This window comes from Fodinibius sediminis (assembly GCF_900182555.1).
In the GTDB taxonomy this organism is placed as follows: domain Bacteria; phylum Bacteroidota; class Rhodothermia; order Balneolales; family Balneolaceae; genus Fodinibius; species Fodinibius sediminis.
The window spans coordinates 1-26,123 of record NZ_FXTH01000023.1 but is presented as its reverse complement, the minus strand read 5'-3'; the positions used below and the strand labels follow the sequence as shown (position 1 = coordinate 26,123).

The window sequence follows — 26,123 nt, the reverse complement described above, 5'->3', positions numbered from 1 at the left end:
CTGTTTGATTGACTACCAAAGATTAGTCTTCTCTCTTCTTTGCCCTCAAGCTTCTGGATATTTTAGTTAACATACACTGTAATACAATCGCTGGTCGTACTCGTAGCCACCTCTCGGGTGCCCAGCTTGTCAATGTATACCGGTTATTTAGAGAAATGTTCTCCCAAAAATAAAATTATTCTGTCCGGCTGCGAATCCTTTTGTTGATAATGCCGAGGGCCTCAGCAAGCAAATCCTTATCGATGATGAGGGGAGGCGCCAGCCGCACCAGGGTATTGGAATGCAGCGTCCACCCCAGAATAATCCCGCGCTCCAGACAGTCCTTTACTACGTGTTGCGTCAGTTCACTGCTTTCAAGCTCCATGCCCAGCATCGCTCCCCGGCCACGCACCTCAACAATTCCCTCGGCATTCAGCTGGTTGCGGGTGACCTCTTCAATCGTTGCCGCCCGCGATGCAAAGTCCTTGTCCAGTAATTCGGAAAGCGTGGCATGAGCGGCGGCGCATGATACCGGGTGGCCTCCAAAAGTGGTCACATGATTCAGCGGCGGATCATGCATAAAGGAAGTAAAGATCTCAGAGGAGGACACAAAAGCGCCCATGGGCATGCCCCCGGCCATTGCTTTCGCCAGGCAAAGTATATCCGGCACTACCTGGTATTTCTGAAAGGCAAAGAGCGATCCCGTGCGGTAGAAGCCGGTCTGGATTTCATCAAAAATGAGGAGGGCGCCTACCTCATCACATCGCTGGCGTACCGCCTTCAACCATTTTTTATCGGCCGGAATGATGCCGCCCTCTCCCTGGATGGGTTCCAGGATAACGGCGGCTGTTTGCTCATCAATAAGAGGCAGGGCATCCTCACCGTTGAAATCTGCAAAGTAAACATCGGGAAGCAGCGGAAGGTAGGGATCCCGGTATACGTCCCGGCCGGTCACACTCAGCGAACCGTGCGTATCGCCATGATAGCCGTGGCGGAAGCCCACAAACTTATGCCGTCCGGTATGTTTTTTTGCCAGTTTCAGGGCCCCTTCATTGGCTTCGGTTCCACTGTTGACAAAGTACACCCGATCGAGGGAGTCCGGGAGCTGAGCGTTCAACAGTTCAGCATAAGCTGCCTGCGGCTCCTGGATGAATTCTCCGTATACCATTACATGCAAATGGCGGTTCACCTGTTTTTTCACCGCTTCTATAACCCGGGGATGACAATGACCGAGGCTGCTTACCGCTATGCCGGAAATAAAATCAAGATATCGTTTCCCATCGGTGGTATAAATAAACGGGCCTTCTGCCCGCTCTACCTCCAGCCCCATCGGCGCATCGCTCGTCTGTGCAACGTGACGATAAAAAGACGATTTATTTTTCACAGCTGATGAAATATTTTTTTAATGATTACTGCTTATGGGTATAATATAAGGTATTAGATGCTCAGCTTTTAACAGAAGCAAAAGAGCGAACATTATTCCGAATAGAGAACCCCTGCAGTATCATACAACCTTAACAGATTGCCAGGTATCAATTTCTTGATTGCCGGCGTTATTTATAATGTCTGATTTTACTATATGAACCCTATGTTGAATCGCTTCTCCCCCCTGAGACATGTTTTTATTCTTGGATTTTTGCTTTGTTCTGCTATCTTCGCCGGTGCATTGGTGCCTGCCGAAGAGAATTCTGCCGCTTCCGATTCCAGCGGCGAGTGGATTACGCTGTTCAACGGTAAAAACCTGGATGGATGGACGCCAAAATTCACGGGTTATGAGACAGGCGTCAACTATAATAATACGTTCAGGGTTGAAGACGGGCTTCTGACGGTTTCCTACAGCGAGTGGGATGAATTCAACGGGGAGTTCGGACATCTTTTCTACAAAGATTCCTTTTCCAATTACCGAATTCGGGCAGAATACCGCTTTATTGGTGAACAGGTGAAAGGAGGCGAGGGTTGGGCCATCCGCAACAACGGCCTTATGCTGCACGGGCAACAACCTGAAACGATGGCCCGGGATCAGGAATTTCCTGTTTCCATTGAAGTTCAGCTGCTGGGTGGCAATGGCAAAGATGCACGGTCAACGGCCAACTTGTGTACGCCTGGTACTAATGTTATCATGGCCGGGGAACTCTTCACCCCTCACTGCACCAACTCCAATTCCAAAACCTATCACGGAGACCAGTGGGTGACAGTGGAAGTAGAAGTGCGAGGAAGCCAGATTATCAAGCACTATGTTAATGGAGAGCTGGTTATGGATTATACCGATCCCCAGTACGACAAGCGGGACGTCACCGCACAACCTTTGATAAAAGGGAACGACCTGCTAATCGACCGTGGCACAATATCCATCCAGGCTGAAAGCCATCCTACCCAATTCCGAAAAATTGAGGTCCTGCCACTGGACGATTAACGGAATGGACCGGATGGATCCTGAAGCCCTTTATGGGAATACTACAGGAAACGAAGTCGGGATGACAGGAGCCTGAAATTTGGTCAGGTCGCACCTAATAAACAGATGCAAGATAAAAACCTTCAACGCTGATGACATACATTGTGGCCCTGATATCGCTTATGTTCATGGCTAACAGCTGCAAAAGCTCGAAAGACCATAGCCCGCAAAATCCGGCACCCCACCCATCGCAGACAGAGACGCCCTCCGATACGATCCCTGCAATTGCTCCTACCAAGCCTGCCCTCCCCCCCGGACAGGTCCGCTTGGTAGCAGCCATGATATCCCTCGAACCCAGTGACCAGTCAAAGTCAGCCAAAATTTTAAGGCTGCGGATTATCCGTATTTCAAAGTATGGCCCGTCAACGCCCCCCCTATCACCGGGAGACACCCTTGCTATTGCTGTTGTAAAAGAGTTTGATGATATCGCAACGGAAGACAGCATAAAAGTCGGGCTGCAGCATGACATCTCTTTAGAAGGTACTCCGGGCGGGGTCTCATGGTCGCTAATCAACATTGAAAGCTAAGCTATTGTTATGAGTTCAAACGGTACAAAACGATTTTTGAAGATTCTGGGAATGTTGCTGCTGGTGGCGGGCGGCATACTTCTCTGGTCTTATTTTTCTTCCTCCACCGAACATCCCGCCTCCCTGGCTGATCGCATCGATCAGCAGATGGGTAAAATGGATCGCGCCGAAAAAAAGGCGGCTCGATCCGAATATTTCTTTCGGCTTATGCGCGATCCGGCCACCAACTCCATTCCCATAAACATTCGTAACAGGGAACTGAAGTTTGCACGCACACTGCCTGCCATCGAAAAGGTTCGACGCAAAAGGAAAGCCAAGAATCCTTCATTTCAAGCGGTTGATTACAGCTGGTCGCACGCCGGGCCTTTCGACCTGGGCGGAAGAACACGCGCATTAGCGGTTGATCGGCGTGATCCCAGCATTGTACTTGCCGGCGGCGTATCCGGGGGTATGTGGAGATCTACGGACGGCGGTGCAAGCTGGCAGCTCCGCACGCCCGACTTGTCAAATCTTAGTGTTACCTCTGTAGCCCAGGATCCGCAGAACCAGGATACCTGGTACTATGCCTCCGGTGAAATCCTGGGCAACACGGCAGGCGCTCCCGGTGCAGCCTACTATGGGGAGGGGATTTATAAATCAACTGACAATGGCCGCACCTGGTCCCTTCTTCCGCAGGCAAGATCCGAGGCCAAGGGACTGGTGGCTCCCTACAATACAGTGAGCCGGATCGTTGTCAGCCCCTCGTCAGGGACCGTCTTTATAGCCAGCAACGGTTTTGGCATCTATCGATCCACAGACGGAGAAACCTTCTCGGGGCCAACCCTGGGCACGGCGGGTGAACAGCTGTTCTGTGATGTGGCGGTGGCCGCAGACGGAACCGTGGCAGCCGTCATTTCCGAAGCTTCTTTTGATGATCAGCAGTCCAGCAACGCCACTTCTTCCAATCATAATCCAGGGGTGTTCATTTCGACCGATGATGGTCAAAACTGGACCGAAATCACTCCCGACACCTATCCCTCCACCCACCGGCGGAGTGTCTTGAGCTTTGCCCCGAGCAATTCTGATGTCCTCTATATTCTTACGCTGAAAGGAGTGAACAACACCTCCAATCAGGGGGTGAGTTTTCATAAAATCGATCTCGGCAGCGGCAGCGCTGAAGATCGTTCTGAAAATTTGCCGGACTTTCGCGATTCTGAAGGTGAGGGATCCGGATACATGGGAATGCAGGGGGGCTACAATATGGAGGTGGCCGTAAAACCGGACGATGAAAATTTTGTCATCCTTGGCGCCATCAACCTGTTTCGATCCACCGACGGTTTTGCCACAGCTCCCTCGGGCGGTTATGATCCGGACAGTGAGAACCAGAAGGACCAATACTGGATCGGCGGCTACAATAAAAATAACGGTTATTCTTCCTATCCCAATCAGCACCCAGACCAGCACCGGGTTATTTTCCCCGAGCCCTCGGATAATCCTGAACGTCTGTGGGCGGGCCATGACGGTGGACTGAGCTATACTTCGGATGTCACGGCCACTTCGGTAAGCTGGGAGGACCGCGATGACGACTACGTGACCTCGCAATTTTATACCGCCGCCATCGCCCCCAGTGCCGATGATACGCGCCTGATGGGCGGAACCCAGGACAATGGGACCCCATTTTTCCAATCCGGCGGGGAAGTGGTGCAGGAAACCCAGGATATTTCATCCGGCGACGGGGGCTACTCCTATTTTACCGATAACTATCTCTATGTTTCCCAACAGGAAGGAAGCGTTATCCGGTGGGAAGACGATTTCAGTGCACTCTCCTATGTCTACCCATCATCGGCAGAGAATCAGCTGTTTATCCACCCATACCAGGTGGACCCCAACAATGAAAACACAATGTACTATGCCGGCGGCAACCACCTCTGGCGCAATACCCAGCTAAACAATATCCCCAACGACAACTCCAGTTCCGGGGCCTCAGAAGGGTGGGAAGAACTCAATAACATATCCGTGGGCAGCGGTTATGTCGTCTCCGCCCTGGAGGTTTCCACCGTACCCGCCAATATTCTTTACCTCGGTGGGTATGCATCTGACGGAGCTCCCGTCATCAAACGTCTTCAGAATGCCCATACGGCTACCGATGGAGCCGAAGACGTTTCCCTTCCTGGTAACTCCGGACTGAATGGCGCATACATCAAGGACATTGCCGTAAATCCCGCCAATGCCAACGAAGTTTTGGCAGTGCTTTCAAACTACAACATTACCGGTCTCTATCACTCCACCAACGGGGGGGAAAGCTGGACAGCGGTGGAAGGCAACCTGACAGGTAATGACACCAATCCGGGACCCTCTTTGCGGTCGGCGGCTATCATCCCGGCAAAAGGAGGCACGGTCTACCTGCTGGGGACCAGCATAGGACTGTATTCCACCCAGGTTCTTGATGGTTCCAATACCGAGTGGGGACAGGAGGCACAGGATGTTATCGGAAATGTTGTTACGTCAGACTTGGCGTCCAGGATTACGGACGGTAATGTTGCCGCCGGCACCCATGGCCGCGGTATGACGACCGGCGATTTCGGTGGAACAATAGACATCACGGAACTTCCGCGCATTGAGCTTCAGGACGCGGAACAAAGGGTCGGCTCCACCCTGATCATAAGAGCTGTAAACTTTGAATTCAGTACGGTCCTATCCGAAAATAAGGTTACGCTGATCGACAGGTTGAACAACCAAAGCAAGGAGACCCCCGCTACCGTACTTGAAGCCTCTGCCACAGAACTCACTATAGAGGTGCCGCGTGATGCAATCCTGCCGGAGGCTCCTGACAATGATGTCTTGCTTAAAGTCCGCGTCGACGGCACGGAACCCTCGGCTGTTACCTTCACCGTACTCCCGCCCAACAGTTTTGCCCTTAAGCAGAATTATCCCAACCCCTTCAGAAGCACCACCAATATTCCCTTTGATGTTTCCGAAGACAGTGAGGTAAGCCTGACAATATATTCTATAAACGGGCAGAAGGTCACGGAACCTCTTCGCAATCAATCCTTTAATGCCGGTTCCTATGATGAGGAAATTGACCTTTCCGGTCTGGCCAGCGGCGTCTATATCTATCGGCTGGTTGCCAAATCCGGATTAGGAACGAAAATGACATCCAAAAAAATGACCCTCATCAAATAATAAACAGGCGCTCAGCTCCATTCCTTAACAAGAGCTGTAAACTCCGACTGCAGCTCTTCAGTCCTGTTTTTGGCGTACCATTTCTGGATCTTCTTTACCCACTCTTTCTTATCCGGATCCTCTTCCTGCTTCATCTGCTGAATCATCGATTGCGCTGTGGCTGGCCTGGGCCCCCATGTTCCAATCTCTTCAAGCGTATCAGCATCCAGACAAACCAGCTTGGGGATAGAGCGACCGCCATTGGTCAGGTATTCATCCATGATATCGAGGTTCTCGTCCCTCAGAATAAGCCGCAAGGCAATATTGTCATTTTGCTCAGCCATACGCGCAACAGGCGGGATATTCTGAGCTGCATCACCACACCACGCCTCGGTAAGTACCAGCCAGATCCACGAGTCGTCTACAGCCTTCAGGGCCTCTTTCAGCGGGGCGGATAGCTGTACCTGCTTGTCCAGTCGGTTCATCCGATGCACATTCATCCGGGTGTATCCGATCATTGCTTCTGAATGATTGGTTCCGGTGGTTTTATCCTCTTCAAGCAGCCCATCAATCATGCTGCGGTATTCCTGGTAGCTCATGCTCTCAGCGATGAGTTCAGGCGTAATTAATGCTTCTGCTGTTTCACTCATAATTTGTCAAGAAATTGATCTTATAGGTCGTTGATTCGGCACAGTACAACACTGTCATTGCAAAAACCATTCAACAAACGGCAAAGAATTAAAAAAATCAAGGTGTTTGGCCAGCAGGGCGATGGTCAAAAAAGAAACAAAGGCCAGGGAGGTACGGTATTTTATCTGCATCACACTCTGATAGTCATCGCTGCGCTCTTCCATCATTCCTTTCAGTTTCCGGTTGACCAAGAGCCCCACCAATACGCCTGTAATGCCAAAAGCAATGCCAAGCATCACGTGATGCAGTCCAATGGCAACCGCTACCATCAATAATCCCACAGGAAAGGCGAATTCAAAAAAATGTATCACCGCATATCGACCATAGGATATGGCAAAAGTCCGGTCTCCGCGCTTATAATCTTCATCCTGCTGGTAAAGTTGAGAAACCGGGTACAAGCTCAGCAGCATCAGGGTGACGCCTGCAGAAGCAATCCATACGGAACTGTAGAGGGGACCAAACCCCGTGGCATAGTAGCCCATCAATACGGCATTGCAGCCCGTGCTGATGCCAATAGCTACGAGACTCTTGAGTGGACTTCCCTTCCATCGAGTCCAGGGAGAAGAGTACAGCCAGAAAAAAAGCATACTCAAACTATAGATACCCACAAAAAACGTCCCCATCGGGAGGGCCAGTAGTAAGCCTATCATTTGAATAAGCAGGGAAGCAAACCACATCCACTGGGTCATTGAGGGCGGATTCACCAGTCCTCCAACAGGCCCTTCGTCCCTGTCCCAGAATGAGTTATAGGCTGTAGCGCCTCCAAAAAGCAGGATATGCACATTCAGAAACTGAACCGCGAACCACCCCGCATGGAAGTTCTCGCTCAAAAGTGCCCCCAATAGAAAAGCTCCCGAAAGAATAAACAGCTGGTAATGAAGCCGCAGGTGTACTACAAAATGCCATATTTGCAATATCCACCCCGCCTTGCCTCGCTTCGATTCAATCACATATGAATATTTGTGAGTGTTCAAACCGTAGCATAGCAATTTTAACGGTTTCTATCCACCCTTATATGCATGCCGCAGGAAACCAGCTGCTCCGCAGCTCATCATTTGCATTTACCACTTATCAATCTATTAAAAGATTGCTATTTTACAGGTTATGAGAGTATCCAAGTCAACAGCAACGGCCGCACATATTCACAGGCAGCTGCCCCCGAAAGAATGGAGCCAGCAAAAAAGACATCACACACAAAAGATCGGAGGGGTGGTTGATCCGTACCTTGAGCGGAGAAGCAACCAAAAGAAAGATCCTGTCATGGATTTTCTCTTTGAATATTACGCTTTTCGTCCCTCAAAGCTGCGCAGCTGGTCACCGGGCTTCGGAACACTGCTGGTTGACGGGGCCACCCACAACTGGCGGTTTGAGGAGATGTGTTCGGAGGACAATCATTGCTTCCTGGATCTAGCCCAGTTTCCCAGGGAGCGTATTTCTTCGCTCAGATGGATATTGGAGGTACTGCAGAATTCAGCCAACAAACGTCCCTCTTTCGGGTGTTTTGGCATGCACGAATGGGCCATGGTATACAAAGCTGACCGTATCAGACACCAGCATATCCCGCTTCGCATGGACAAGGACAAACTGGCGGAATTTGTAGAATCCCGTCCCTTGGTCTGCACCCATTTTGATGCCTTCCGTTTTTTTACTGACGAGGCAAAACCGAAAAATAAGTTTGCACTGAACCGGGAGAAATTCAGCCAAATGGAGCAGCCCGGCTGTCTTCATACCAATATGGACCTTTACAAATGGGCATTCAAAATGTTCCCGTGGATTTCAAGTAATACCATTCGTCAGGCCTTTGAGCTGGCCGTAGAAACCCGGATCGTCGATATGAAAGCCAGTCCCTATGACCTGCGGAAACGGGGATTGGAACCCATTAAGATAGAAACCGAAAAGGGGCGTCTTGCCTACGTGGAACAACAGCGCAGTATTTTCGAACGGTCACAGCCTATTCGCCGGCAGCTGATCAAGGAATACCGCCAGCTGCTGAATGCACTCGGCGACGAGTCCCCTCCGACATAAAAACCACTACATAACGACATCCCGGCCGTCCTCTCTCGCCCCCTGGTATCGTCCATGCTTTTGTATCATGTCGAAACCACTACTCAATCGTACTGATCTTGATCATATTCGTTCGTCCTTTCTTGGCGATGGGCATGCCCGTGGCAATGATCACCCGCTCACCCACCTGTGCAAGCCCGTGGGCTTTCAGGTAATCCTCCATCATACGCACGCTCTCGTCGGTATCAAAGATCTCATCGATCTTCACGGGCTGCACGCCCCATACCAGTCCCAGCTGTCGACGCACCTCATCGCTTTCCGTAAAGGCAACGAGGGGAACCCGGGGGCGAAACTTGGCAATTCGCCGGGCCGTGGTTCCCGAGTGTGTTATCGTACTGATCACCCGGGCTTCCACGTTATCGGCCAGCACAACGCATGAATGGGCCAGTGACTCTATAATCTGCTTCTCTTTCCATTCCGGCTGACGGTAATCGAGGCTGCGGTACATATCCGGGGCATTTTTCTCTATGGATCGACAGATTTTATCCATCGTCTTGATCGCCTCGACCGGGTATTTCCCCGCGGCCGTCTCGCCCGACAGCATCACCGCATCGGTGCCGTCCAGTACGGCATTCGCCACATCAGAACTTTCAGCTCGCGTCGCACGCGCGTTCTCCACCATTGATTCGAGCATCTGGGTAGCTGTAATCACCGGCTTGCCCGCTTTTCGGCACTTGTCAATAATCATCTTCTGTACCAGTGGCACCTTCTCGCTCGCAATTTCAATGCCCAGGTCGCCCCGTGCAACCATGATACCGTTCGATTCCTCTATAATATCATCTATGACCTCAATAGCCTCCGGTTTCTCAATCTTGGCGATAATGCCGGCATTGGATCCCTCGGCCCGGACTCTTGAAATCACATCCTGTATGTCACCGGCCGAGCGGACAAACGACATGGCGAAGTAATCTACACCCTTCGCGGCGGCAAACTCCAGGTCTTTGACATCCTTCTCAGTCAGTGAAGACATGCTGATATCCACATCCGGCAAATTGACGCCCTTGCGCGACTTTAACAGCCCCCCTACCACCACCTGGGCTACCAGGCTGTCCTCATTCTTTTTAATCACTTTCAGCTCAAGAAGCCCGTCATCAATTAAAATACGGTTGCCTTCCGAAGCATCCTGCACCAGGTTCGGATAATCAACGGGAATACGCTCAGAGGTACCCTCAATATTTTCTGTAGTTATGGTCAGGTAATCGTTTTCCGTGACCGGCTGTCCTCCATCCTTCATCATGCCAACCCGGATTTTAGGTCCCTGCAAGTCGGCCAAAATGGGTAAACTGACCTCGTACCGGTCAGCTATCTTCCGCAATCTTTTTATGACCTCTGCGTGCTGCTCGTGCGTACCATGCGAAAAATTTATGCGCGCCACGTTCATACCGTTGCGTACCAGCGCATCTATTTTCTCTTCGGAATTGCTGCTGGGTCCCAGGGTACAAACAATTTTTGTCCGTCGTTCGCCTGTATTCATCTACTATCTGATCTTTCCATAGTTATAGATTCATCTTCTAACGCTTGTGACTACTGTTTTAACAACACAGTTAACCACCAAATGAAAGCGCTTTAATGTATGAAATATAATTTGGAAACGATATCTGGAAAGTTTTAAAAAAGCACACGCAAAATACTGCCGTAAAATAAATCACAGACCCAGTACAGGGTTAGACGACTCACCCGGGCGGGACTTCCACGAATCCATTGTCCCCGGGATCTCTGCAGCTTGCTACCTACCGGGCCAGTAGGAATGCCGGCTTAAATCTGTCGCGTGAGTATTCGCCCCGACAGCCATAGGCGCCGCTGCTGGTACTGTACCGTATAGTAGTAGTTGCTTCGCCGCAGGATGAAATGGTAAAAGGGGAAGTAGCGATTTTTCAGTTTGGGCTGATTGAAGTAATAGGAATACTCCGGGTCGCTGTGGTTATAGGAATAGTACCATATCAGTTCCTTGAGATGATCTTCCGTGTACCAGGGCGCCCCGAACATCACATAGATCATTCCCAGATCGGTTTTCCAGCCTTCCTTGAAGTTGGAAAACTGCTTGTTGGCTTCCTCCACACGCTGGTAGTACATCTCAATGACCTGCCGCGCCTCGTTGGTATTTCCTATATTTTTCAGCCAGAACCGGTCCACCTCTTTTTTTAAAGAATCGGGGTCGGTTATCGCCATCAGGTCTTCATGGTCACCCTCGCCCATCAGATAAATCAGGGGACGGGCCAGCTCCCTTGCGGATCCAACCGCGGGATAATTTTTACTTTTTACGCCGAAATCACGGGCTTTAAACAGTTCTTCCTCCTCTCCGCGCTGGGCATTGACTTCAAAACGGTAGTTTCCCCGGCCCGGGTTGGCAAACCTGTATTCAATGTAGGTACTGCTGTAATCGGTCAAAATACGCTGGCTGGATTGCAGCTCCGTCTCCTCATCATAATCAATACCCTTGTATTCAATGGAAGAGGGACTGTAATTGGCATAGTGCATGGGCCGTGGATAACTGGTATCCGATTCAAACTGGATCAATCGCGAGCGTATTTGCATCCGCTTGTCTGAACGGGGACTGATAACCTGGAAGACAAACTGAAGAGAGTCCACTTTGCCCTTCACGTCGTAAGTACTCATGGGCTCCCACCCCTCTTTCCCGTTAATTTTCCCAAACATCTGGATGTTTGATAAATTGTACTCCCCCTGCTGGGTCTCCGGTATTGCCGTCTCTACCGATTGCGTGATGTTTTTATTGGTATTAAGATCCGTAATGCTGACCAAAACCCGGTACCGGCTGGGCTCCACGGCATGAGTGAAACTCAGATCAAGGGCTTCCCGGGTAGAAGTAACAGCCTCATCGGTGCTCTTGACTGTCTGTTCAAGCTGATTTGAAACCAGAATATTATTTGAATTTTCCAGATCCTGTACCTGGTATTCAATGGAAATATGAGCCTGCAGTGTATCATTCTCTTCCTTGTAAATAAGACTTCCCTTCACAATTTCTGCGGTAATTTCAAGCATCGTCTTGTTTTCCTCATCCACAAAGCCAAAAGCCGAAGTGCGAAACTCGGGATGGCCGGCCCTGAAATTGTACCCCGTTCCCCGTTCTATGTTCAGATTCCGGGAGGTGCTGCAGGAAGCAAGCACAGCAGCAAAGAAGAGTAAGATATATTGACTTGTACGGTCCATGACAGATAATTTTATTTTAAATGATGATACCGTCTACCCAAAAGCACATACATTAGCAACTGCTTGCCGCAATATTATATTACCTATGAATAACGCAGATACCAGAAGGCACTTCATCCTGCCGACCCGTACAGTCAATAACGCTATGCATAAGCCCATCTACAATGTAGAAAGCAGAGGATTAAGATTAAAATTTTTCTGGATGCCACAGGCAATCCCCTGCAACCTTCCGGTCAACGGTTTAACACCCTAACAAAACTTGTACTCCAATCATTTATACCAAGGAACTCAACCGATCTCATGGATTCCGGCACCTATCCTTATTCCAATCCCCGCGAGAAGAGCCGTCCCTGCCCAGGCAGAAAGCTGGTCGGGGCCGTCTCCTATGGTATCATGATGGAAGCTACCTGCCTTACTCCAATGACCGGCTATATACCCGGGGCGCTTGCCTACCGGCCGAAGTCGTCTTCCAGGCGAACAATATCATCCTCATCGGATGGATTATCGGGGTCGGTATGCTGCCAGATTTCCGCCAGTACGCTCCAGTTGTCAAGCCCCACCAACCGGTGTCGTTCGCCCTGCTTCAAGGTAATGGTTTCTCCTGTTTCAAACCGCTCAAGAGGTCCCTGCTCATCGGTATCGCTCCTGATAACCCCTGCCGGGCCACGGACCACCTTCCATATCTCAGCACGCCGGTGGTGATATTGCCATGACAATCGTTTTCGGGGTTCCACAATCAATATCTTTGGGCTCAGCTTACCGGATATTTTTAAATCGTCAACAGAAAGATTGTCAAAATAAATATCGGCAAAAGCCGGGGCTTGCTGTTCCTCAATAACAAAAAAACCACCCCACGGCCGCTGGCGATCCTTGTCAACAATGGTCAACCCCTGGCGTTTAATATCCTGAACCACCTCGTGATATATGCGATTTGTCTGTGCTTTGTCACTCATATAAACCTTTTTCCGTTACTAATATTTGTTGTTGCCTGCAGGCGAAGAAACAGAGATTAACCAAAAAAAGCCAATTGAAAATAGAATGTGCTTCTCTCCTTCGCTGCCCCAATATGTTGTCCTATTCCGTATACCGGGCCTCCTGACTGACCATTTGAACCCCAGTTTATCCAACGGGTTCCATCGTTTGGGAAAAAGTATCCCACTGAATATTTAAGATCAGGTTTTGTATATTGATTTTGAAACAAGATCAAGACAGCCCATTCCAACCGAAACTTTCTGCCTATGAAATTCTATGTTTGTATCAAACAGGTACCGGATATAGACGCTCCAATCCAAATCAAAAACGGCAATCTCATCCAGGACACCGACCGCACCGTTCTTAACGCCTATGATGCCTCCGCCGTGGAAGAGGCCCTCGTTCTAACCGAAAAACACGGAGGAGAAGTGGAGGTTGTACTGATTGGTCCCAACCAAGCCAAGGAAACAATTCGAAAGGCGCTGGCAATGGGGGCACACAAAGCCACCCATATTGAGACCCGTGAGGAAAGCTACGATTCATCCGTCTATGCCAGCATCCTGGCCTCCTTTTTTGAAGACAAGGACTACGATGTCATCTCCTGCGGCAAACAGTCTCAGGATACCGATGCCGGGCTAACGGGAAGCATGCTTGCCGAACATCTGGACCTGCCCTACAGCACCAATGCCGTGGCACTCAGTGCCCAGAACGGTCAGCTTAGAGTAAAACGGCAGGGTGACGCTGGACAGGAACTTATTGCCCTTCCCCTTCCCTGCCTGGTCAGCTGTTCCAACGACATGAATGAACCACGTATTCCCAGCCTCAAGGGGATCATGCAATCGAAGCGCAAACCGATGGAAACCATTGCACTGGACGCGCTGGAGATTGATGAAAGCGCCCTTGAAGCCAAAACAGCGGTGACCGGATACCGGGAAAAGCCGAAACGCGAAGCAGGACAGAAGTTTGAAGGCGAACCGGAAGAGACAGCCCGCCAAGTTGCCCGGCTCCTTGACGAAGAGGCCAATGTTGTTTAGTCACCACCAGAGGCCTTCAAGCATCGAATTTCCTAACATCCAATATATCATTTCAATATGAGCACACTACTTACACACATAGCGATCAGCGATGGCAAAATTAAGCGTTCATCCCTGGAGGTTTTATCTCACCTGCGCCGGCAGGCCGAACAGCATGGCCACCAGGTCGAAGCCGTAATTATTGATGCCGAAGCTTCCCGCTATACCGGGCAGGTTCAGCAATACGGGCCATCAAAAATATATACGGTTGAAAATCCCGTCTTCAAGAATCACCTCAATGCACCCTTGCTCAAAGCCCTGGAAAAAGTCATTGAACAGGCCGATCCCTCCCTGGTTGCTTTCGCCTCCACGGAAAGCACCAAGGATATCCTGGGGGCACTGGCCGCACGAGAGGAAGCTGCAGTACTGTCTGATGTTTCAACCTTTGAGCTCACCGAAGAGGGCATCAGGGCCACACGACCAGTGATGGCAGCCAAAATTCTTTCGGAGAATGAAGCCCGGGGCGACATGATTCTTGTTTCCGTCCGATCGGGCTCTTATGATCTGGAAGAACAGGCATCCGATGCAGAAGTTATTGAAATCGATTTTAGTGTCGATGATCAAGACCTGAGGGCCACCCTGGAGGAGATCATCAGCTCTTCGGGTGATACCATCGACCTCTCGGAGGCTGAAACCATTGTTGCAGCCGGACGCGGGGCCAAGGATGAGAAGGGTCAGCAGCTGATCTCGGAGCTGGCTGACGTCCTCAATGCCGGTGTGGGTGCTTCGCGTGCTCTAACAGAGGCCGGGGTTATGGATCCCAGTCTTCAAATCGGGCAGACCGGGAAAGTGGTTTCACCGCAGCTCTATATTGCCGTAGGTATCTCGGGTGCCATCCAGCACGTTGCGGGTATGGCCAGCAGCAAAGTCATTGTAGCCATCAACAAAGACCCCGACGCCCCCATTTTCGACATAGCTGATTATGGCATCGTCGGGGATCTGTACGACGTGCTCCCGCCGTTTATTGACGAGCTGAAAAAAATAGCATCCTGACGGCCGGAGTGAACCGGGCTGCCACGGGTATGGTGTAATCCCCGCGGCCAGTTGTTCAGTATTTCCAACCTTCAACCTCAAAGCCGCAATAACATGGACGAAAAATTTGACTGTATCATTGTAGGAGCAGGCATTGCCGGTTTGGCGGCAGCCATGATTTTGGCCCGAAACAATATGAAGTTTTTGCTCATCGAGAAGGGCGACTTCGCTGGTTCAAAAAACGTTTCCGGGGGCGTACTGTGGGGCAGCGATCTGGCCAGGTTGGTTCCCGAATACTGGAAGGAGGAAGATGGCGGATGGGAACGCTACATCAATCACCGACGTCTTACCTTCATGGACCGGGAGTCAACCTTTTCCATCGATTTCAAATCGTCCCATTTCAATGCTCCCCCCTACTCGGGGGTTGTGGTACTGCGCTCCAGGTTTGACCGCTGGCTGGCTGATAAGGTGCAGGAAGCCATCGACGATAGTGATTTTGCCATGGAATCGTTCATTGCCACCAGTATCAAGGTGGATGAGGTGCTCATGGAAGATGATAAAGCCACGGGCATCCGCACGGGAGAGGAAGAATTCCATGCAGACAGCGTCATCATTGCTGAAGGCGTGAACAATCTGCTCACTCGCCAAGCAGGCTTACAGGATGATTATGTACCGGCCGACCACATGCTCACCGGCATCAAGGAGGTAATCCGCCTGGATCAGAAAGTGCTGGAAGATCGGTTTCAGCTCAACGGACTCAGCGGCATGTCAAATGAGTTCATCGGATATGCTACCGATGGCGTGGAGGGCGGGGGGTTTCTTTATACCAATCGCGATACCGTCTCACTTGGATTGGTAGCAGGTATCAGAGACATGCGCGAAAAGGAAAAAAGCCCACACGATTTGCTTAACCAATTCAAAAACCATCCGGTGATTCAGGATACCATCCGGGGAGGTGAAGTAGTGGAATATTCGGCCCATGTGGTCTCCTCCGGCGACAAGCAAGTGATGCCCAAAGCACTGTACAAGGATGGCTTATTGCTCTGTGGCGAGGCAGCCAACCTGTTGATGAATGCGGGCAAGGCAATACAGGGCATGGATTTTGCCATGCGTTCGGGAATTCTTGGTGCTGAAACCATCATCCATGCAAAGAAAAAAGGAGACTTTTCGAGCCAGACCCTGCAGGAATACCGGCGGAAACTCGATGAAACCTACGTGATGAAAGATATCAACCAGTTCCAGGATGCTGTCCATATGCTGCACAGCCCTGAAATGTTCCGGGATATTCCCAATCTGGTCTGTGACTTCGGTCGGAAATTCTTTACCATCGACAGTAAACCGACCCGGAAATCACGCAGGCTGTTTGCAGAATCGGTCAAAAAGCATTCTTCCTACTGGGATTTAATTAAATTAGGATTTAAAGGAGGAAAATCACTATGAAGCTGCTTAATCTTTCCGAACGACTGGGCCTGGTCAGCTATCGAAACCAGGCAAAATCAGACATCAAACCCCACATTAAAGTGGATACGGATATTTGCAACTCCGTCTGTCCCCACAAGTGTACCACTTATGTTTGCCCGGCCAACTGCTACACGATGGACGACAACGGCAGGGTTCATTTTCAGGTAGAAGATTGTATTGAATGCGGCACCTGTATGTATGCCTGTGACCAGGGCGCAGTAGACTGGAATTACCCGGATCCGGAAATCGGCCGAGGCATCACCTGGAACTATGGATAGACCTCTTCCGGGCAGAGCGTGTACAAGCTGCCCATCTATTGTTCCCGTATTTATGCCAGGGGCTATAAAACATCTCCCAGTGCCTCCGTTAGAAGTTCATACTGGAAGACAAAACCGTGCTGCTGTAATTTTTTGGGCTGCATCCGCAGGCTCGCCGTGATCAATGTTGCCGCTTCACCGAGCACCAGCTCCAGGGCGAACTCAGGCACCCTGAAAAACGAGGGACGGTTCAGCTGCGAGGCCAACTCATCGGCAAAGGCCCGCATTGTAACGGGGTTGGGAGCATTCAGGTTAAACGGCCCCTCCAGGCTCTCCTCCTGGGTGGCAAAAAGCAGGCCGCGACACAGGTCATGCATGTGGATCCAGGGGAAATACTGCTCTCCGCTGCCAATGGGGCCACCCACAAATAGCTTGAATGGTGTTAGCATCTGCTCCAATGCCCCGCCGTCACGTTCCAGAACAATGCCAATACGCGGAATGGCCAGCCTTACTCCCGCTGATCGTACCTTCTGTGCTTCGGCTTCCCAGTCCCGGCATACTTTCGCCAGAAAATTGTCGCCGCTCTTCGCTGATTCATCCAACACCTTGTCGCCCTGCCCCTCGTAGTAGTTAGCCGCCGAAGCCGAGACCATGACCCCCGGCCGATTATCAGCAGCTTTTATGGCCTCAACCAGCTGCCGGGTGCTTTCAATACGGCTCGAATAGATACGTTTTTTGATGGATTCTGTCCACCGGGGACCAAAAATAGAAGCACCGGCCAGGTTGATAACCGCATCGGATTTCTCCATTTCTTCTGCAATATTGTCGTCCCAGGAAACAAACTGTTGATTTTTGGCTGTTTCACTCTCATATTCCTCAGGATCCCGTGTAACCACCGTCAACAAGTGTCCCTCCTGCAGCAGCATCCTGCGGAGGTAACCGCCGATAAATCCTGTTCCGCCCGAAATAAAAATGTTCATAATATTGTTTCTGTATTATGCTTTTTTTGAATTACATTAAAAAGCAGAAATTCATTCCCAAGGTAACACTAAAATAATGAAGCCTAAACACAAGCACACAATATTAACCACCCTCAGAATTTTACTGGGACTGGTCTTTCTGGCTTCGGGCATAGGTAAACTGATTAGCGGTTCCGAAGCCCAGTACCTGGTAGAATTGCTGGCCACCAAGTTTTACTGGTTGATTGAATACAGCAGCCTCATTGTCATCCTGACCTCTGTTGCCGAGCTGGTTATAGCCCTCTTCCTGCTTTGGGGGCGCCAGCTGAAAGGAGCACTCGGCGGAGCCTTGCTAATGTTGGTCGGGTTTTCATCCGTGCTTTCCTATTTCTACTTGCAGGGGATGAATGTCGAAAACTGCGGCTGTTTCGGAGCCCTGGGATTTGCATCAGGTCTCGAAGTCACGCTCCTGCGCAATGCTCTGCTCATCACCTGCATCATCGGGGCGGGACTGCTGATCCACTCAGCGAATGACTAGGCGGACAGTGACATCCGGTTACCGAATACCCAATGGCCAGTATTAGTGAACTGGGGTTATCCCCAACCCGGGTGCAGCACCCAGATGCAGACACTTTCGGTCGTCGAGGACCAGCCCCTGAAAAGGATCCCTGTCAATCAGCAGATTACCATCCAGATCCACATAGTCAGCTTCTGCCCCCAGTAGAGCCGCACCGGCAATGCCTAGCGAGCTCTCGATCATGCAGCCAACCATCACCTTCATTTCTTTACTGTGTGCACGTTTCAAAACCCTCCGCCCTTTCATCAGGCTACCAATTTTTGACAGCTTAATGTTGATTGCATCAAACATTTCCTTCAGAATATCCAGGTCTTCATGGCCCATGAAACTTTCGTCTGCCACCAGCGGCAGCGGCGACCATGCCTTGAGACTTCGCATTTCACGGTGCCGGGATGCGGGCATGGGCTGCTCGACAAATTCAATATCCTGTTGCGCCAAAAATTCAATCTGATGCTTGGCTTCATCCAGTGAGGTCCATCCTTCATTGGCATCCACCCGAATCTTCCGGTTCGTCACTTCACGGATTCCCTCTATAATTTGCTGATCCCTGCCGGTTCCCAGTTTCACCTTCAGGATGGGATAGCCGACTGCAGCCTCGACTTTCTGCTGCATCACATCGATTTTGTCCAATCCGATGGTGTAGGAAGTGGGAGGCGTATGGTCGGCAGAAATGCCCCACAACTCCCACAGCGGCTGGTCCTGTTTCTTTCCCCACCAGTCGAGCCACGCCATCTCGAGCGCAGCCTTGGCAGACTGCATTACGGGCAGCCCGATCTCTTCAGATGCTCTTTCAATACGGTCTTCCAGCTCTTCGGGAACCTCCAGGTCCTGAAAAAGATCGGAGCCCAACCGTTCTAGGTATGCTACGACGGTACGGGCATCTTCATCATATCGTCGATTGGGTGCTGCTTCGCCATAGCCAACCATCCCTTCACTGACAAGCTCGACAACCACATTATCCACTGTCTCTTTGGTCCCTCTCGCAATGGTGAAGGGTTGGCCCAGGGACAGGTTCACTTTCTTTAGATTCATCTTAAAAGGAGGCATAGCCGGAAAGATCCAATAGGTAAAGATAAAGGTAAAATGCAGGGGCTGCCAAGATAAGAGCGTCAAAGCGATCAAAAAAACCACCGTGGCCGGGCAACAGGTGCGAGGCATCTTTGACTCCGGCCGCACGCTTGAGTCGACTGGCCGTCAAATCGCCGATGGGTCCAAATATGCTGACCAGCAGAATGGCCGGCACCATCTGCCAGAGTGTTGCCGGATAGTCGATGGGTATGGCATAAAATACGAGACTCAGTCCCACCAGCGCTCCCAGTATACCAAAAAAGAACCCCTCCCACGTTTTATTGGGGCTTACACGGGGGGCCAGATGACGTTTCCCAAAATTCTTGCCTCCGAAATAGGCAAACACATCATTCCCCCAGATCATCAGCAGCAGGCTAAGAGTGAGAACAAAACCGGTATCCGAGCTCCCCAGCTCTCGCAGCAGCAACAGGGTCAACAGTCCAAGCGGGGCATAAATACCACAAAAAAAAGTAGATACAAGCGACCGAAGCCCCATATCACCGGTCCTGAAAATCTGGACTGCTATAAAAAGAAGGAACACAGCCACTCCCGTAATAAAATGGTGTGACAAGAAGGGCGTGGTCAAAATCCACAGTCCAATGAGATAAGAAAAGAGCAGATCCGACTTGAAGCCTGCCTTTTCACTAATCATGGCAAGCTCTCGCTGTATGAGAATGCCAATCATTATGATGAGCAACGTAAAATAGATGCTGCCCAAAAAGGTGATGTACAAAAAAAACGCAGCGGCCGGCACAGCAAAGAGAATACGCTTGGTCAGTTCACTCACAAAAGCTACTCCTCTTCCTCATTAACGTCAGACGGTATCTCAATTTCCTCAAGCGCTTTTCGGGCCTCCTGTTCATATTCTTTAGGTACATAGAGATAAACCAATGCAATCTCACCTACATTTACACTAAAAGAAGAATCCCTCTTGGAAAGGATATTGGATGGTATCTCCATATTGGAGAGGTAATTTTTTGCAAACTCAACCTCATATTCCGTACTCCGCTCCAATACGCATACCCAATCTTCGATTTCATTTGGCTTTGGACCATCAAACATAATGAGCCTCCTCACGCATTTTCTGTTGATACTGGTTATACATCCAATATACAATATAAGCAGTAATAACCAGACTGATAATTACCGCCCAGATGGAAGGCATGGATTCCGGTGTCATCTCTGCAAACGCGGACTCCGGATAATAAGTACCCACGAACACGCTGCCGCCATTATTGGCAAAATGTGCCGCCATGGCCGGAAGAATGCTTCTGGAGACCCAGGTGATGTAAGCGAAAAGCATGCCCAGTGTAGCCAGGGGCAGCAGGTTAGTCAACTGTATATGGTAAAGTCCGAACAGGAGACCTGAAATAATTATTGCCGGCCAGATGCCCCAGCTCTTTTCAAAAGCACGCATGACGTAACTCCGATAAAGCACTTCCTCACAGATTGCCGGTACAATGGCAACATGAAAGAGGGTCAGCCACATATCATGATCTCCCTTCAGGAAATTCTCTATCATCTCCATCTGCGTACTTTGCATATTGGTAAACGACTCTGGCACCGGTATCAGGGCATTCAGCCATGACAAGAACCATATCACCGGCTGGCCGGCCACCACAATAAAAACCGACAGAAGGGCATACTTCAGCGTATCGTCCTGAACCGTAAACCTCATGAAGGATTTGTGGGCGTCCCTTGAAGTATGCAGGCGTGCATAAAACCAGGTTGCCAAGCCCAAAAACATAATCTGCCCCAGCGAATTACCCACGAACACCAGGTCCAGGTGTTCCGTCATGGCCCCCATCATCTCTGAGGGATCAGAGCTGATACCGCTTTCCATTCCAACCAACACTATCGCAACCACAGAGGCCGTCACCTGAAACAGAAAAAAAGCAACAACAATCCAGAACAGGGCCAGGGCCCAGTCTGAAAAACCGTTTCGCTCTGCCCAGGAAACATAAGGCTGCTTATCTTCAGGTGATGATTGCTGAACCCCTTGCTGATCCTTCATAAACTGCTTTTCTGTTATGCTTGCTGCTTACTGAATATTTTCGCTCCAATCATTCCTGTGAAAAGATTGAGGATGCCGTAGAGTGGGACCCCCCACAGCAGCTGGCTGCCAATAGAGGTTTGGTCCCTGACGCTCTCTGCCGTGGCATCAATCATCTGCTGCTTTTGTGCTTCGGGCATATCCATCGCTTCCATATTGGCTATGGTACTTTCAATGACCTTCTGGGTCATATCAGGATCAACAAATTGCCAGACCTGATTCAATACGACGCTTACAATGGCGATACAGACGCCCGTTAAAAATCCAATAAGTGCTCCCCTCCCCAGCTTGATCGACAGGTCGAATTCCCGGATATAATGCCAGGTGGCTACCATCCCTCCGAAGGCGCCCAGCAGGCAGGCCAGCGTACCGAGCAGCTGAGTGGGCGAAAAAATAGTCCCGGTGGGTTCGGAATTGATGATGGCGTAACTGGATACCAGAGACAGGATAAAAGCGACAATACCAAATAGTACTCCGGCCATGGTCACCGATGTCCAGTATGATGGTTCAGACGATCCATCAGTTCCCTGGTAAGGGCTATCAAACTCCTGACGAGGTAATTCTTCCATAGAGGTCTCCCGTAGATTTTATTTTTCTATTAAAGAACACGCCTGAAAAAAGCCGTGTTGCCGTCATGCCCAACGCAAACCCCAATCCCCATCGAGAAATCAACGTATTTTCCCAAAAACCGATGAAATCCCCAAGGACATCTGCAGCGTTTACCAGCAGCATGATACCGAGTAGCCGTTTGGCCACAAGGCCATGAAACACCCGTTGACAGTCTATTACAGGTAGCAGCAGCCATCCAAGGGCAAAGCCTGTATAAATGCCCAGGCAACGGCTGCATACCGCCATGGGCTGCCCCGCGATCCAAAATGAGCGTTCGGGTATCTGGTGACACAGCGGCATAAACGCCTGGTGCTGCCACTGCATCAGCCAAAACTCCTGCTGGCCAAAGGCTCCGCCTCCCAGGGCACTTATCACAACGCCCATGATCAATACCAACGCCAGCAGGTATAATTTTCCATTGCGATACTCCATAACGATTTACGATTCAATAGCTGAAGAGAGGCTATTAATAAAATCCGCTGGGGCACGGCACGGTTTTCGATTCTCTTCATTCATAAAACAGAGCACGACCTTCCCAAGAATATGGGGCGCATCCTGCCTGTTGGTAAACACCCGGTAGTAGGTTTCCAGTTTCACTGATGGAAGGTCGTAAAGCGTAACCTCAATTTTCATGCGCTCATCGTAAAAAACCGGGGCCTTGTAGTCCACTTCCGTATGCACCACCGGCAGCATCACCCCATTGGCCTCAAGGCGGGTGTAAGGAAACCCCAGCGATCGAATCATTTCCGTGCGCGATTCCTCAAAATATTCCAGGTACCGCCCGTAGTAGACATATCCCATTTGATCTGTCTCACCATATCGACTGCGCAGATAGTGGGGATAGCTGTATATGGGGTCTTTTCCAGGGAATACCATCAACTGCTCGATTCCACTTTGGCGGAAGTCTTCCATTCACCCATCCGCGAATATTTTTCAATGCGCTCTTCCACAAGTTTTACCGCACTCTTTTCCCTGAGCCGATACAGTGATTCGAGCAACTGCTCTTTAACTGCCTTTGCGGATGCTTCCGGGTCTCGATGGGCTCCCCCCAGCGGCTCTTCAATAATACCATCAATGATTGCCAAATCCCTGAGATCTTCTGCCGTCGGTTTCAATACTGCAGCAGCCTGTTCTTTGTAGTCCCATGTCTTCCATAGAATAGAAGAGCAGGATTCCGGTGAGATGACCGAGTACCAGGTATTTTCCATCATATAGACTTCATTACCCATGCCAATGCCAATTGCACCACCGCTGGCTCCTTCGCCTATCACCACTGAAATAATCGGTACCTCAAGCGTGGCCATCATCTTGAGGTTTTTGGCAATGGCTTCGGCCTGCCCCCTTTCCTCTGCCTCCAGTCCGGGATAAGCTCCGGGTGTATCGAGGAGAGTAATCACTGGGATATCAAATTTCTCACCCAGCTTCATAAGACGATAAGCTTTTCGATATCCTTCCGGGTTTGCCATGCCAAAGCGCCGAAATTGTCTGCTTTCCGTATCACGTCCTTTCTGGTGGCCCATAATAACCACCGACTGGCCATCAATAGTGGCAAAACCGCCTACTATAGCTTTATCATCGCTCTGGTATCGATCACCGTGGATTTCTACAAAATTATCTGTAATCTGTTCAATGTAATCCAGCGTATATGGCCGATCCGGATGGCGGGCCAGCTGAACGCGCTGCCAGCGGGTAAGGTTCAAAAATATTGATTTTCTCAATTCATTCACGCGTTCTTCGAGTCGCTTTATTTCGGGTGTCAGCACGTCCTCATCCGTAATGGAAAGGTCACGAAGTTCGTTAATCTTTTTCTCCAAATCAGCAATAGGCTGCTCAAAATCTAAATACTGCATAGTGATAATCTGATACTGGGTTCAAACATTAATGATCAAATATACAAACTACTGAGAAGAGTTTAAGGACTTTATTTCGACCGAATAATTGCTCTCTGACTGCCATTACAACGGTCCACAGTCCTGCAGGATACAAGGTGAAGTTCCTTACAGCAGTCCCATTATGCTTTGAATTTTCAGGGTCCACACCCGCCATATGGCCTCCCACACAATTGACCTTGACATCTTGGATACGCCTTCCTGGCGTTCCCGGAATATTATAGCTACCTCACTCAGTCGGAATCCGGCCTTCCATGCCCTAAAATGCAGTTCAATCTGGAAGGCATAGCCGTTGGAGCGAATATTTTCAACCGAGATGGCCTCCAACACCTTCCGGTGGATGCATTTGAATCCGGCCGTTGTATCGAAAATGGGGAGCCCCGTAATAAACCGGGCATAAAGATTGGCACTGTAAGACAATATAAGTCGACTGAGAGGCCAGTTGATGATGCTTATGCCATCGGCATAGCGCGATCCAATGGCAACATCCGTTTCTCCAGTCCTAACTTTTTCAATCAGCTTTGGAAGATCTTCCGGGTCGTGCGAAAAGTCCGCATCCATTTCACAGATGTAGGTATAGTCATTTTCCAGGGCATACCGAAATCCCCGCACATAGGCTGTACCCAGCCCCAGTTTGCCCGATCGCTCAATGATAAAAAGGCGATGGGGATACTGATCCTGTTTCATTTTAACAATCCCGGCCGTCCCGTCGGGCGATCCATCATCGATGATCAACAGGTCCATCTCACCCACACCCATTACTTTATCAATGAGACGCTCAATATTGTTCGATTCGTTATACGTGGGTACAATAATTAAGGTAGAATGAGCCATAAAGTGATCTTAGCAAACGAATTACGTAATTTAAGGGAGCTCAAAATTATCTTAAGGATAATAAAAATAGTGCATTAATGTTACAGCCAGAAATTCATTATTTTGGGCTCTGCTAATAACGAAACCACAAACGATTAAATTCTTCCACCATTGTTTGAACTTCATAAGACGGCCACGACCACCAAAGCACGCCTGGGAACGCTCACCACTGATCACGGAACCATAGAAACCCCCATATTTATGCCCGTAGGTACCCTGGGCACGGTCAAAGCCGTCAAGCAGGACGAACTTATCAGAAAGGTTAAGGCACAGATCATCCTGGGAAACACCTATCACCTGTATCTGCGTCCCGGCTGTGAGATTATTGAGAATGCCGGTGGCCTTCATTCATTTATCAGCTGGGATCATCCCATCCTCACCGATTCAGGGGGCTACCAGATTTTTTCACTTTCCGACAATCGTGAACTTAAGGAAGAGGGGGCGCATTTTAAAAGTCACCTCGACGGTTCCAAACATCTTTTTACCCCGGAAAATGTCGTGGAGATTCAGCGCATTCTCGGCTCTGATATCATGATGATCCTCGATGAATGCCCCCCCTATCCCAGCAGCCATGACTATGCCAAAGAATCCATGGAGCTCACGCACCGGTGGGAAAAACGCGGACGGGATGCTTTTTTAAATTCCATTCCACACTACAACCACCAGCAATTCCAGTTTGGTATCGTCCAGGGCGGAACCTACCCTGATTTACGCAAGGAATCAGCCAAATACATTACGGACCTTGATTTTGAGGGTATTGCTATCGGCGGCTTGAGTGTTGGTGAGCCCATCGAACTGATGTATGAAATGACGGACCTCAACACAGATTATCTACCAAAAGAAAAACCCCGTTATCTCATGGGCGTTGGGAAACCTGCGAATCTATTGCATTGTATTGCCCGGGGCATCGACATGTTCGACTGCGTACTTCCAACGCGCAATGCCCGAAACGGTCAAATCTTCACCCCCGATGGTTATGTAAATATCCGCAATGCGAAATGGAAAAATCACAACCGTCCCCTCGATCCTGATTTTCCAACGGACCTGTGTTCCCGGTACAAGATGTCATATATCCATCACCTGTTCCGCAATAATGAATTACTGGGATTGGCACTGGCCTCGCTCCACAATCTCACCTTTTATTTATGGCTGATGGAAGAGGCCCGAAACAGAATTGCCGACGACACCTTTCACAGCTGGTACAAACAGAAGGCCGAGCTGCTGGATACCAAGATTTAATAAATTTCTGCCGGTTGGGGGTTACAAAAAAGGCCCTTCACGGGGCTGCCATGAAGGGCCGGAGTAAAAAAGAGAGCAGGAGGGGACCTACGCTTCCGCC

Annotated in this window: 26 protein-coding genes; 10 read left to right on the top strand and 16 right to left on the bottom strand. The window is 50.0% G+C overall.

The window, feature by feature from the left end; translation table 11 throughout:
* Window positions 1-175: 175 nt before the first annotated feature.
* Window positions 176-1,363, bottom strand: coding sequence for an aspartate aminotransferase family protein (locus FN808_RS17590; RefSeq protein ID WP_246068389.1), 1,188 nt, complete (start codon window positions 1,361-1,363; stop codon window positions 176-178).
* A 204-nt stretch (window positions 1,364-1,567) separates the two neighbouring features.
* Between FN808_RS17590 and FN808_RS17585 the strand changes: the two genes are divergently transcribed.
* The 3 genes from FN808_RS17585 (at window position 1,568) to FN808_RS17575 (ending at window position 6,120) form a co-directional block, all read left to right on the top strand.
* Window positions 1,568-2,392, top strand: a complete 825-nt coding sequence (locus FN808_RS17585; protein ID WP_185958486.1) for a 3-keto-disaccharide hydrolase — start codon at window positions 1,568-1,570, stop codon at window positions 2,390-2,392.
* A 131-nt stretch (window positions 2,393-2,523) separates the two neighbouring features.
* Window positions 2,524-2,958 carry a hypothetical protein gene (locus tag FN808_RS17580; protein ID WP_142715932.1) on the top strand — a complete coding sequence of 145 codons (435 nt, stop codon included), beginning with the start codon at window positions 2,524-2,526 and terminating at the stop codon, window positions 2,956-2,958.
* Between the two features lie 9 nt (window positions 2,959-2,967).
* Entirely contained in the window at window positions 2,968-6,120 is a 3,153-nt protein-coding gene (locus tag FN808_RS17575) for a T9SS type A sorting domain-containing protein (protein WP_142715931.1), read from the top strand.
* Between the two features lie 11 nt (window positions 6,121-6,131).
* Here FN808_RS17575 and FN808_RS17570 read toward each other — a convergent pair whose 3' ends face one another.
* Both FN808_RS17570 and FN808_RS17565 read right to left on the bottom strand, forming a co-directional pair.
* Entirely contained in the window at window positions 6,132-6,749 is a 618-nt protein-coding gene (locus FN808_RS17570; protein WP_142715930.1) for a thioredoxin family protein, read from the bottom strand.
* A gap of 54 nt (window positions 6,750-6,803) precedes the next feature.
* Window positions 6,804-7,739 (bottom strand): UbiA family prenyltransferase, encoded by a 936-nt coding sequence (locus tag FN808_RS17565; protein ID WP_185958485.1) that lies wholly within the window; start codon window positions 7,737-7,739, stop codon window positions 6,804-6,806.
* A 154-nt stretch (window positions 7,740-7,893) separates the two neighbouring features.
* On the opposite strand from FN808_RS17565, the gene FN808_RS17560 reads away from it, so the two are divergent.
* The gene (locus FN808_RS17560) at window positions 7,894-8,814 is read left to right on the top strand and encodes a 3-methyladenine DNA glycosylase (RefSeq protein WP_142715928.1); all 921 of its coding nucleotides are present in this window, start codon (window positions 7,894-7,896) and stop codon (window positions 8,812-8,814) included.
* Window positions 8,815-8,893: 79 nt separating this feature from the next.
* On the opposite strand, the gene pyk is transcribed toward FN808_RS17560, so the two are convergent.
* From pyk to FN808_RS17545, 3 genes are all read right to left on the bottom strand, one after another.
* Entirely contained in the window at window positions 8,894-10,327 is a 1,434-nt protein-coding gene (gene pyk / locus FN808_RS17555; RefSeq protein ID WP_142715927.1) for a pyruvate kinase, read from the bottom strand.
* Window positions 10,328-10,608: 281 nt separating this feature from the next.
* Entirely contained in the window at window positions 10,609-12,021 is a 1,413-nt protein-coding gene (locus FN808_RS17550) for a GWxTD domain-containing protein (RefSeq protein WP_142715926.1), read from the bottom strand.
* Between the two features lie 449 nt (window positions 12,022-12,470).
* A complete protein-coding gene (locus tag FN808_RS17545; protein WP_142715925.1) occupies window positions 12,471-12,974 on the bottom strand; it encodes a cupin domain-containing protein in 504 nt (167 codons plus the stop codon).
* Window positions 12,975-13,259: 285 nt separating this feature from the next.
* Between FN808_RS17545 and FN808_RS17540 the strand changes: the two genes are divergently transcribed.
* The 4 genes from FN808_RS17540 to FN808_RS17525 all read left to right on the top strand — a co-directional run bounded on the left by FN808_RS17540 (window position 13,260) and on the right by FN808_RS17525 (window position 16,777).
* Window positions 13,260-14,027 carry an electron transfer flavoprotein subunit beta/FixA family protein gene (locus FN808_RS17540; protein ID WP_142715924.1) on the top strand — a complete coding sequence of 256 codons (768 nt, stop codon included), beginning with the start codon at window positions 13,260-13,262 and terminating at the stop codon, window positions 14,025-14,027.
* A gap of 57 nt (window positions 14,028-14,084) precedes the next feature.
* Window positions 14,085-15,059: an electron transfer flavoprotein subunit alpha/FixB family protein gene (locus FN808_RS17535; RefSeq protein ID WP_142715923.1), complete on the top strand. Its 975-nt coding sequence runs from the start codon at window positions 14,085-14,087 to the stop codon at window positions 15,057-15,059.
* Window positions 15,060-15,152: 93 nt separating this feature from the next.
* A complete protein-coding gene (locus tag FN808_RS17530) occupies window positions 15,153-16,478 on the top strand; it encodes an FAD-dependent oxidoreductase (protein WP_142715922.1) in 1,326 nt (441 codons plus the stop codon).
* A complete protein-coding gene (locus FN808_RS17525) occupies window positions 16,475-16,777 on the top strand; it encodes a ferredoxin family protein (protein WP_142715921.1) in 303 nt (100 codons plus the stop codon). Before FN808_RS17530 ends, FN808_RS17525 begins: the two co-directional genes overlap by 4 nt.
* Window positions 16,778-16,839: 62 nt before the next feature.
* Here the strand turns inward: FN808_RS17525 and FN808_RS17520 are convergent, their stop codons facing one another.
* Window positions 16,840-17,736, bottom strand: a complete 897-nt coding sequence (locus FN808_RS17520; protein WP_142715920.1) for a TIGR01777 family oxidoreductase — start codon at window positions 17,734-17,736, stop codon at window positions 16,840-16,842.
* A gap of 76 nt (window positions 17,737-17,812) precedes the next feature.
* On the opposite strand from FN808_RS17520, the gene FN808_RS17515 reads away from it, so the two are divergent.
* Entirely contained in the window at window positions 17,813-18,253 is a 441-nt protein-coding gene (locus tag FN808_RS17515; RefSeq protein ID WP_142715919.1) for a MauE/DoxX family redox-associated membrane protein, read from the top strand.
* A 42-nt stretch (window positions 18,254-18,295) separates the two neighbouring features.
* Here FN808_RS17515 and FN808_RS17510 read toward each other — a convergent pair whose 3' ends face one another.
* The 9 genes from FN808_RS17510 to FN808_RS17470 all read right to left on the bottom strand — a co-directional run bounded on the left by FN808_RS17510 (window position 18,296) and on the right by FN808_RS17470 (window position 24,745).
* Window positions 18,296-19,324, bottom strand: a complete 1,029-nt coding sequence (locus tag FN808_RS17510) for a dipeptide epimerase (protein ID WP_246068388.1) — start codon at window positions 19,322-19,324, stop codon at window positions 18,296-18,298.
* 1 nt (window position 19,325) lies between these two features.
* Window positions 19,326-20,147, bottom strand: coding sequence for a phosphatidate cytidylyltransferase (locus FN808_RS17505; RefSeq protein ID WP_142715917.1), 822 nt, complete (start codon window positions 20,145-20,147; stop codon window positions 19,326-19,328).
* A 5-nt stretch (window positions 20,148-20,152) separates the two neighbouring features.
* Entirely contained in the window at window positions 20,153-20,422 is a 270-nt protein-coding gene (locus FN808_RS17500; RefSeq protein ID WP_142715916.1) for a putative signal transducing protein, read from the bottom strand.
* On the bottom strand, window positions 20,415-21,374 hold the full coding sequence (locus FN808_RS17495; RefSeq protein ID WP_142715915.1) for a CPBP family intramembrane glutamic endopeptidase: 960 nt from the start codon (window positions 21,372-21,374) through the stop codon (window positions 20,415-20,417). The genes FN808_RS17500 and FN808_RS17495 overlap by 8 nt, the downstream gene beginning before the upstream one ends.
* 14 nt (window positions 21,375-21,388) lie before the next feature.
* Window positions 21,389-21,982 carry a DUF4199 domain-containing protein gene (locus tag FN808_RS17490; protein WP_142715914.1) on the bottom strand — a complete coding sequence of 198 codons (594 nt, stop codon included), beginning with the start codon at window positions 21,980-21,982 and terminating at the stop codon, window positions 21,389-21,391.
* The gene (locus FN808_RS17485; RefSeq protein ID WP_142715913.1) at window positions 21,954-22,454 is read right to left on the bottom strand and encodes a DUF2085 domain-containing protein; all 501 of its coding nucleotides are present in this window, start codon (window positions 22,452-22,454) and stop codon (window positions 21,954-21,956) included. The genes FN808_RS17490 and FN808_RS17485 overlap by 29 nt, the downstream gene beginning before the upstream one ends.
* A gap of 6 nt (window positions 22,455-22,460) precedes the next feature.
* Window positions 22,461-22,898, bottom strand: a complete 438-nt coding sequence (locus tag FN808_RS17480) for an acyl-CoA thioesterase (protein WP_246068391.1) — start codon at window positions 22,896-22,898, stop codon at window positions 22,461-22,463.
* On the bottom strand, window positions 22,898-23,872 hold the full coding sequence (locus tag FN808_RS17475; protein WP_142715912.1) for an acetyl-CoA carboxylase carboxyltransferase subunit alpha: 975 nt from the start codon (window positions 23,870-23,872) through the stop codon (window positions 22,898-22,900). Before FN808_RS17475 ends, FN808_RS17480 begins: the two co-directional genes overlap by 1 nt.
* A 147-nt stretch (window positions 23,873-24,019) precedes the next feature.
* Window positions 24,020-24,745: a polyprenol monophosphomannose synthase gene (locus tag FN808_RS17470; RefSeq protein ID WP_142715911.1), complete on the bottom strand. Its 726-nt coding sequence runs from the start codon at window positions 24,743-24,745 to the stop codon at window positions 24,020-24,022.
* A 150-nt stretch (window positions 24,746-24,895) separates the two neighbouring features.
* Here FN808_RS17470 and tgt point away from each other — a divergent pair, with 150 nt between their 5' ends.
* Complete coding sequence (gene tgt / locus FN808_RS17465) at window positions 24,896-26,023, top strand: tRNA guanosine(34) transglycosylase Tgt (protein WP_142715910.1); 1,128 nt, start codon at window positions 24,896-24,898, stop codon at window positions 26,021-26,023.
* Window positions 26,024-26,123 lie beyond the last annotated feature (100 nt).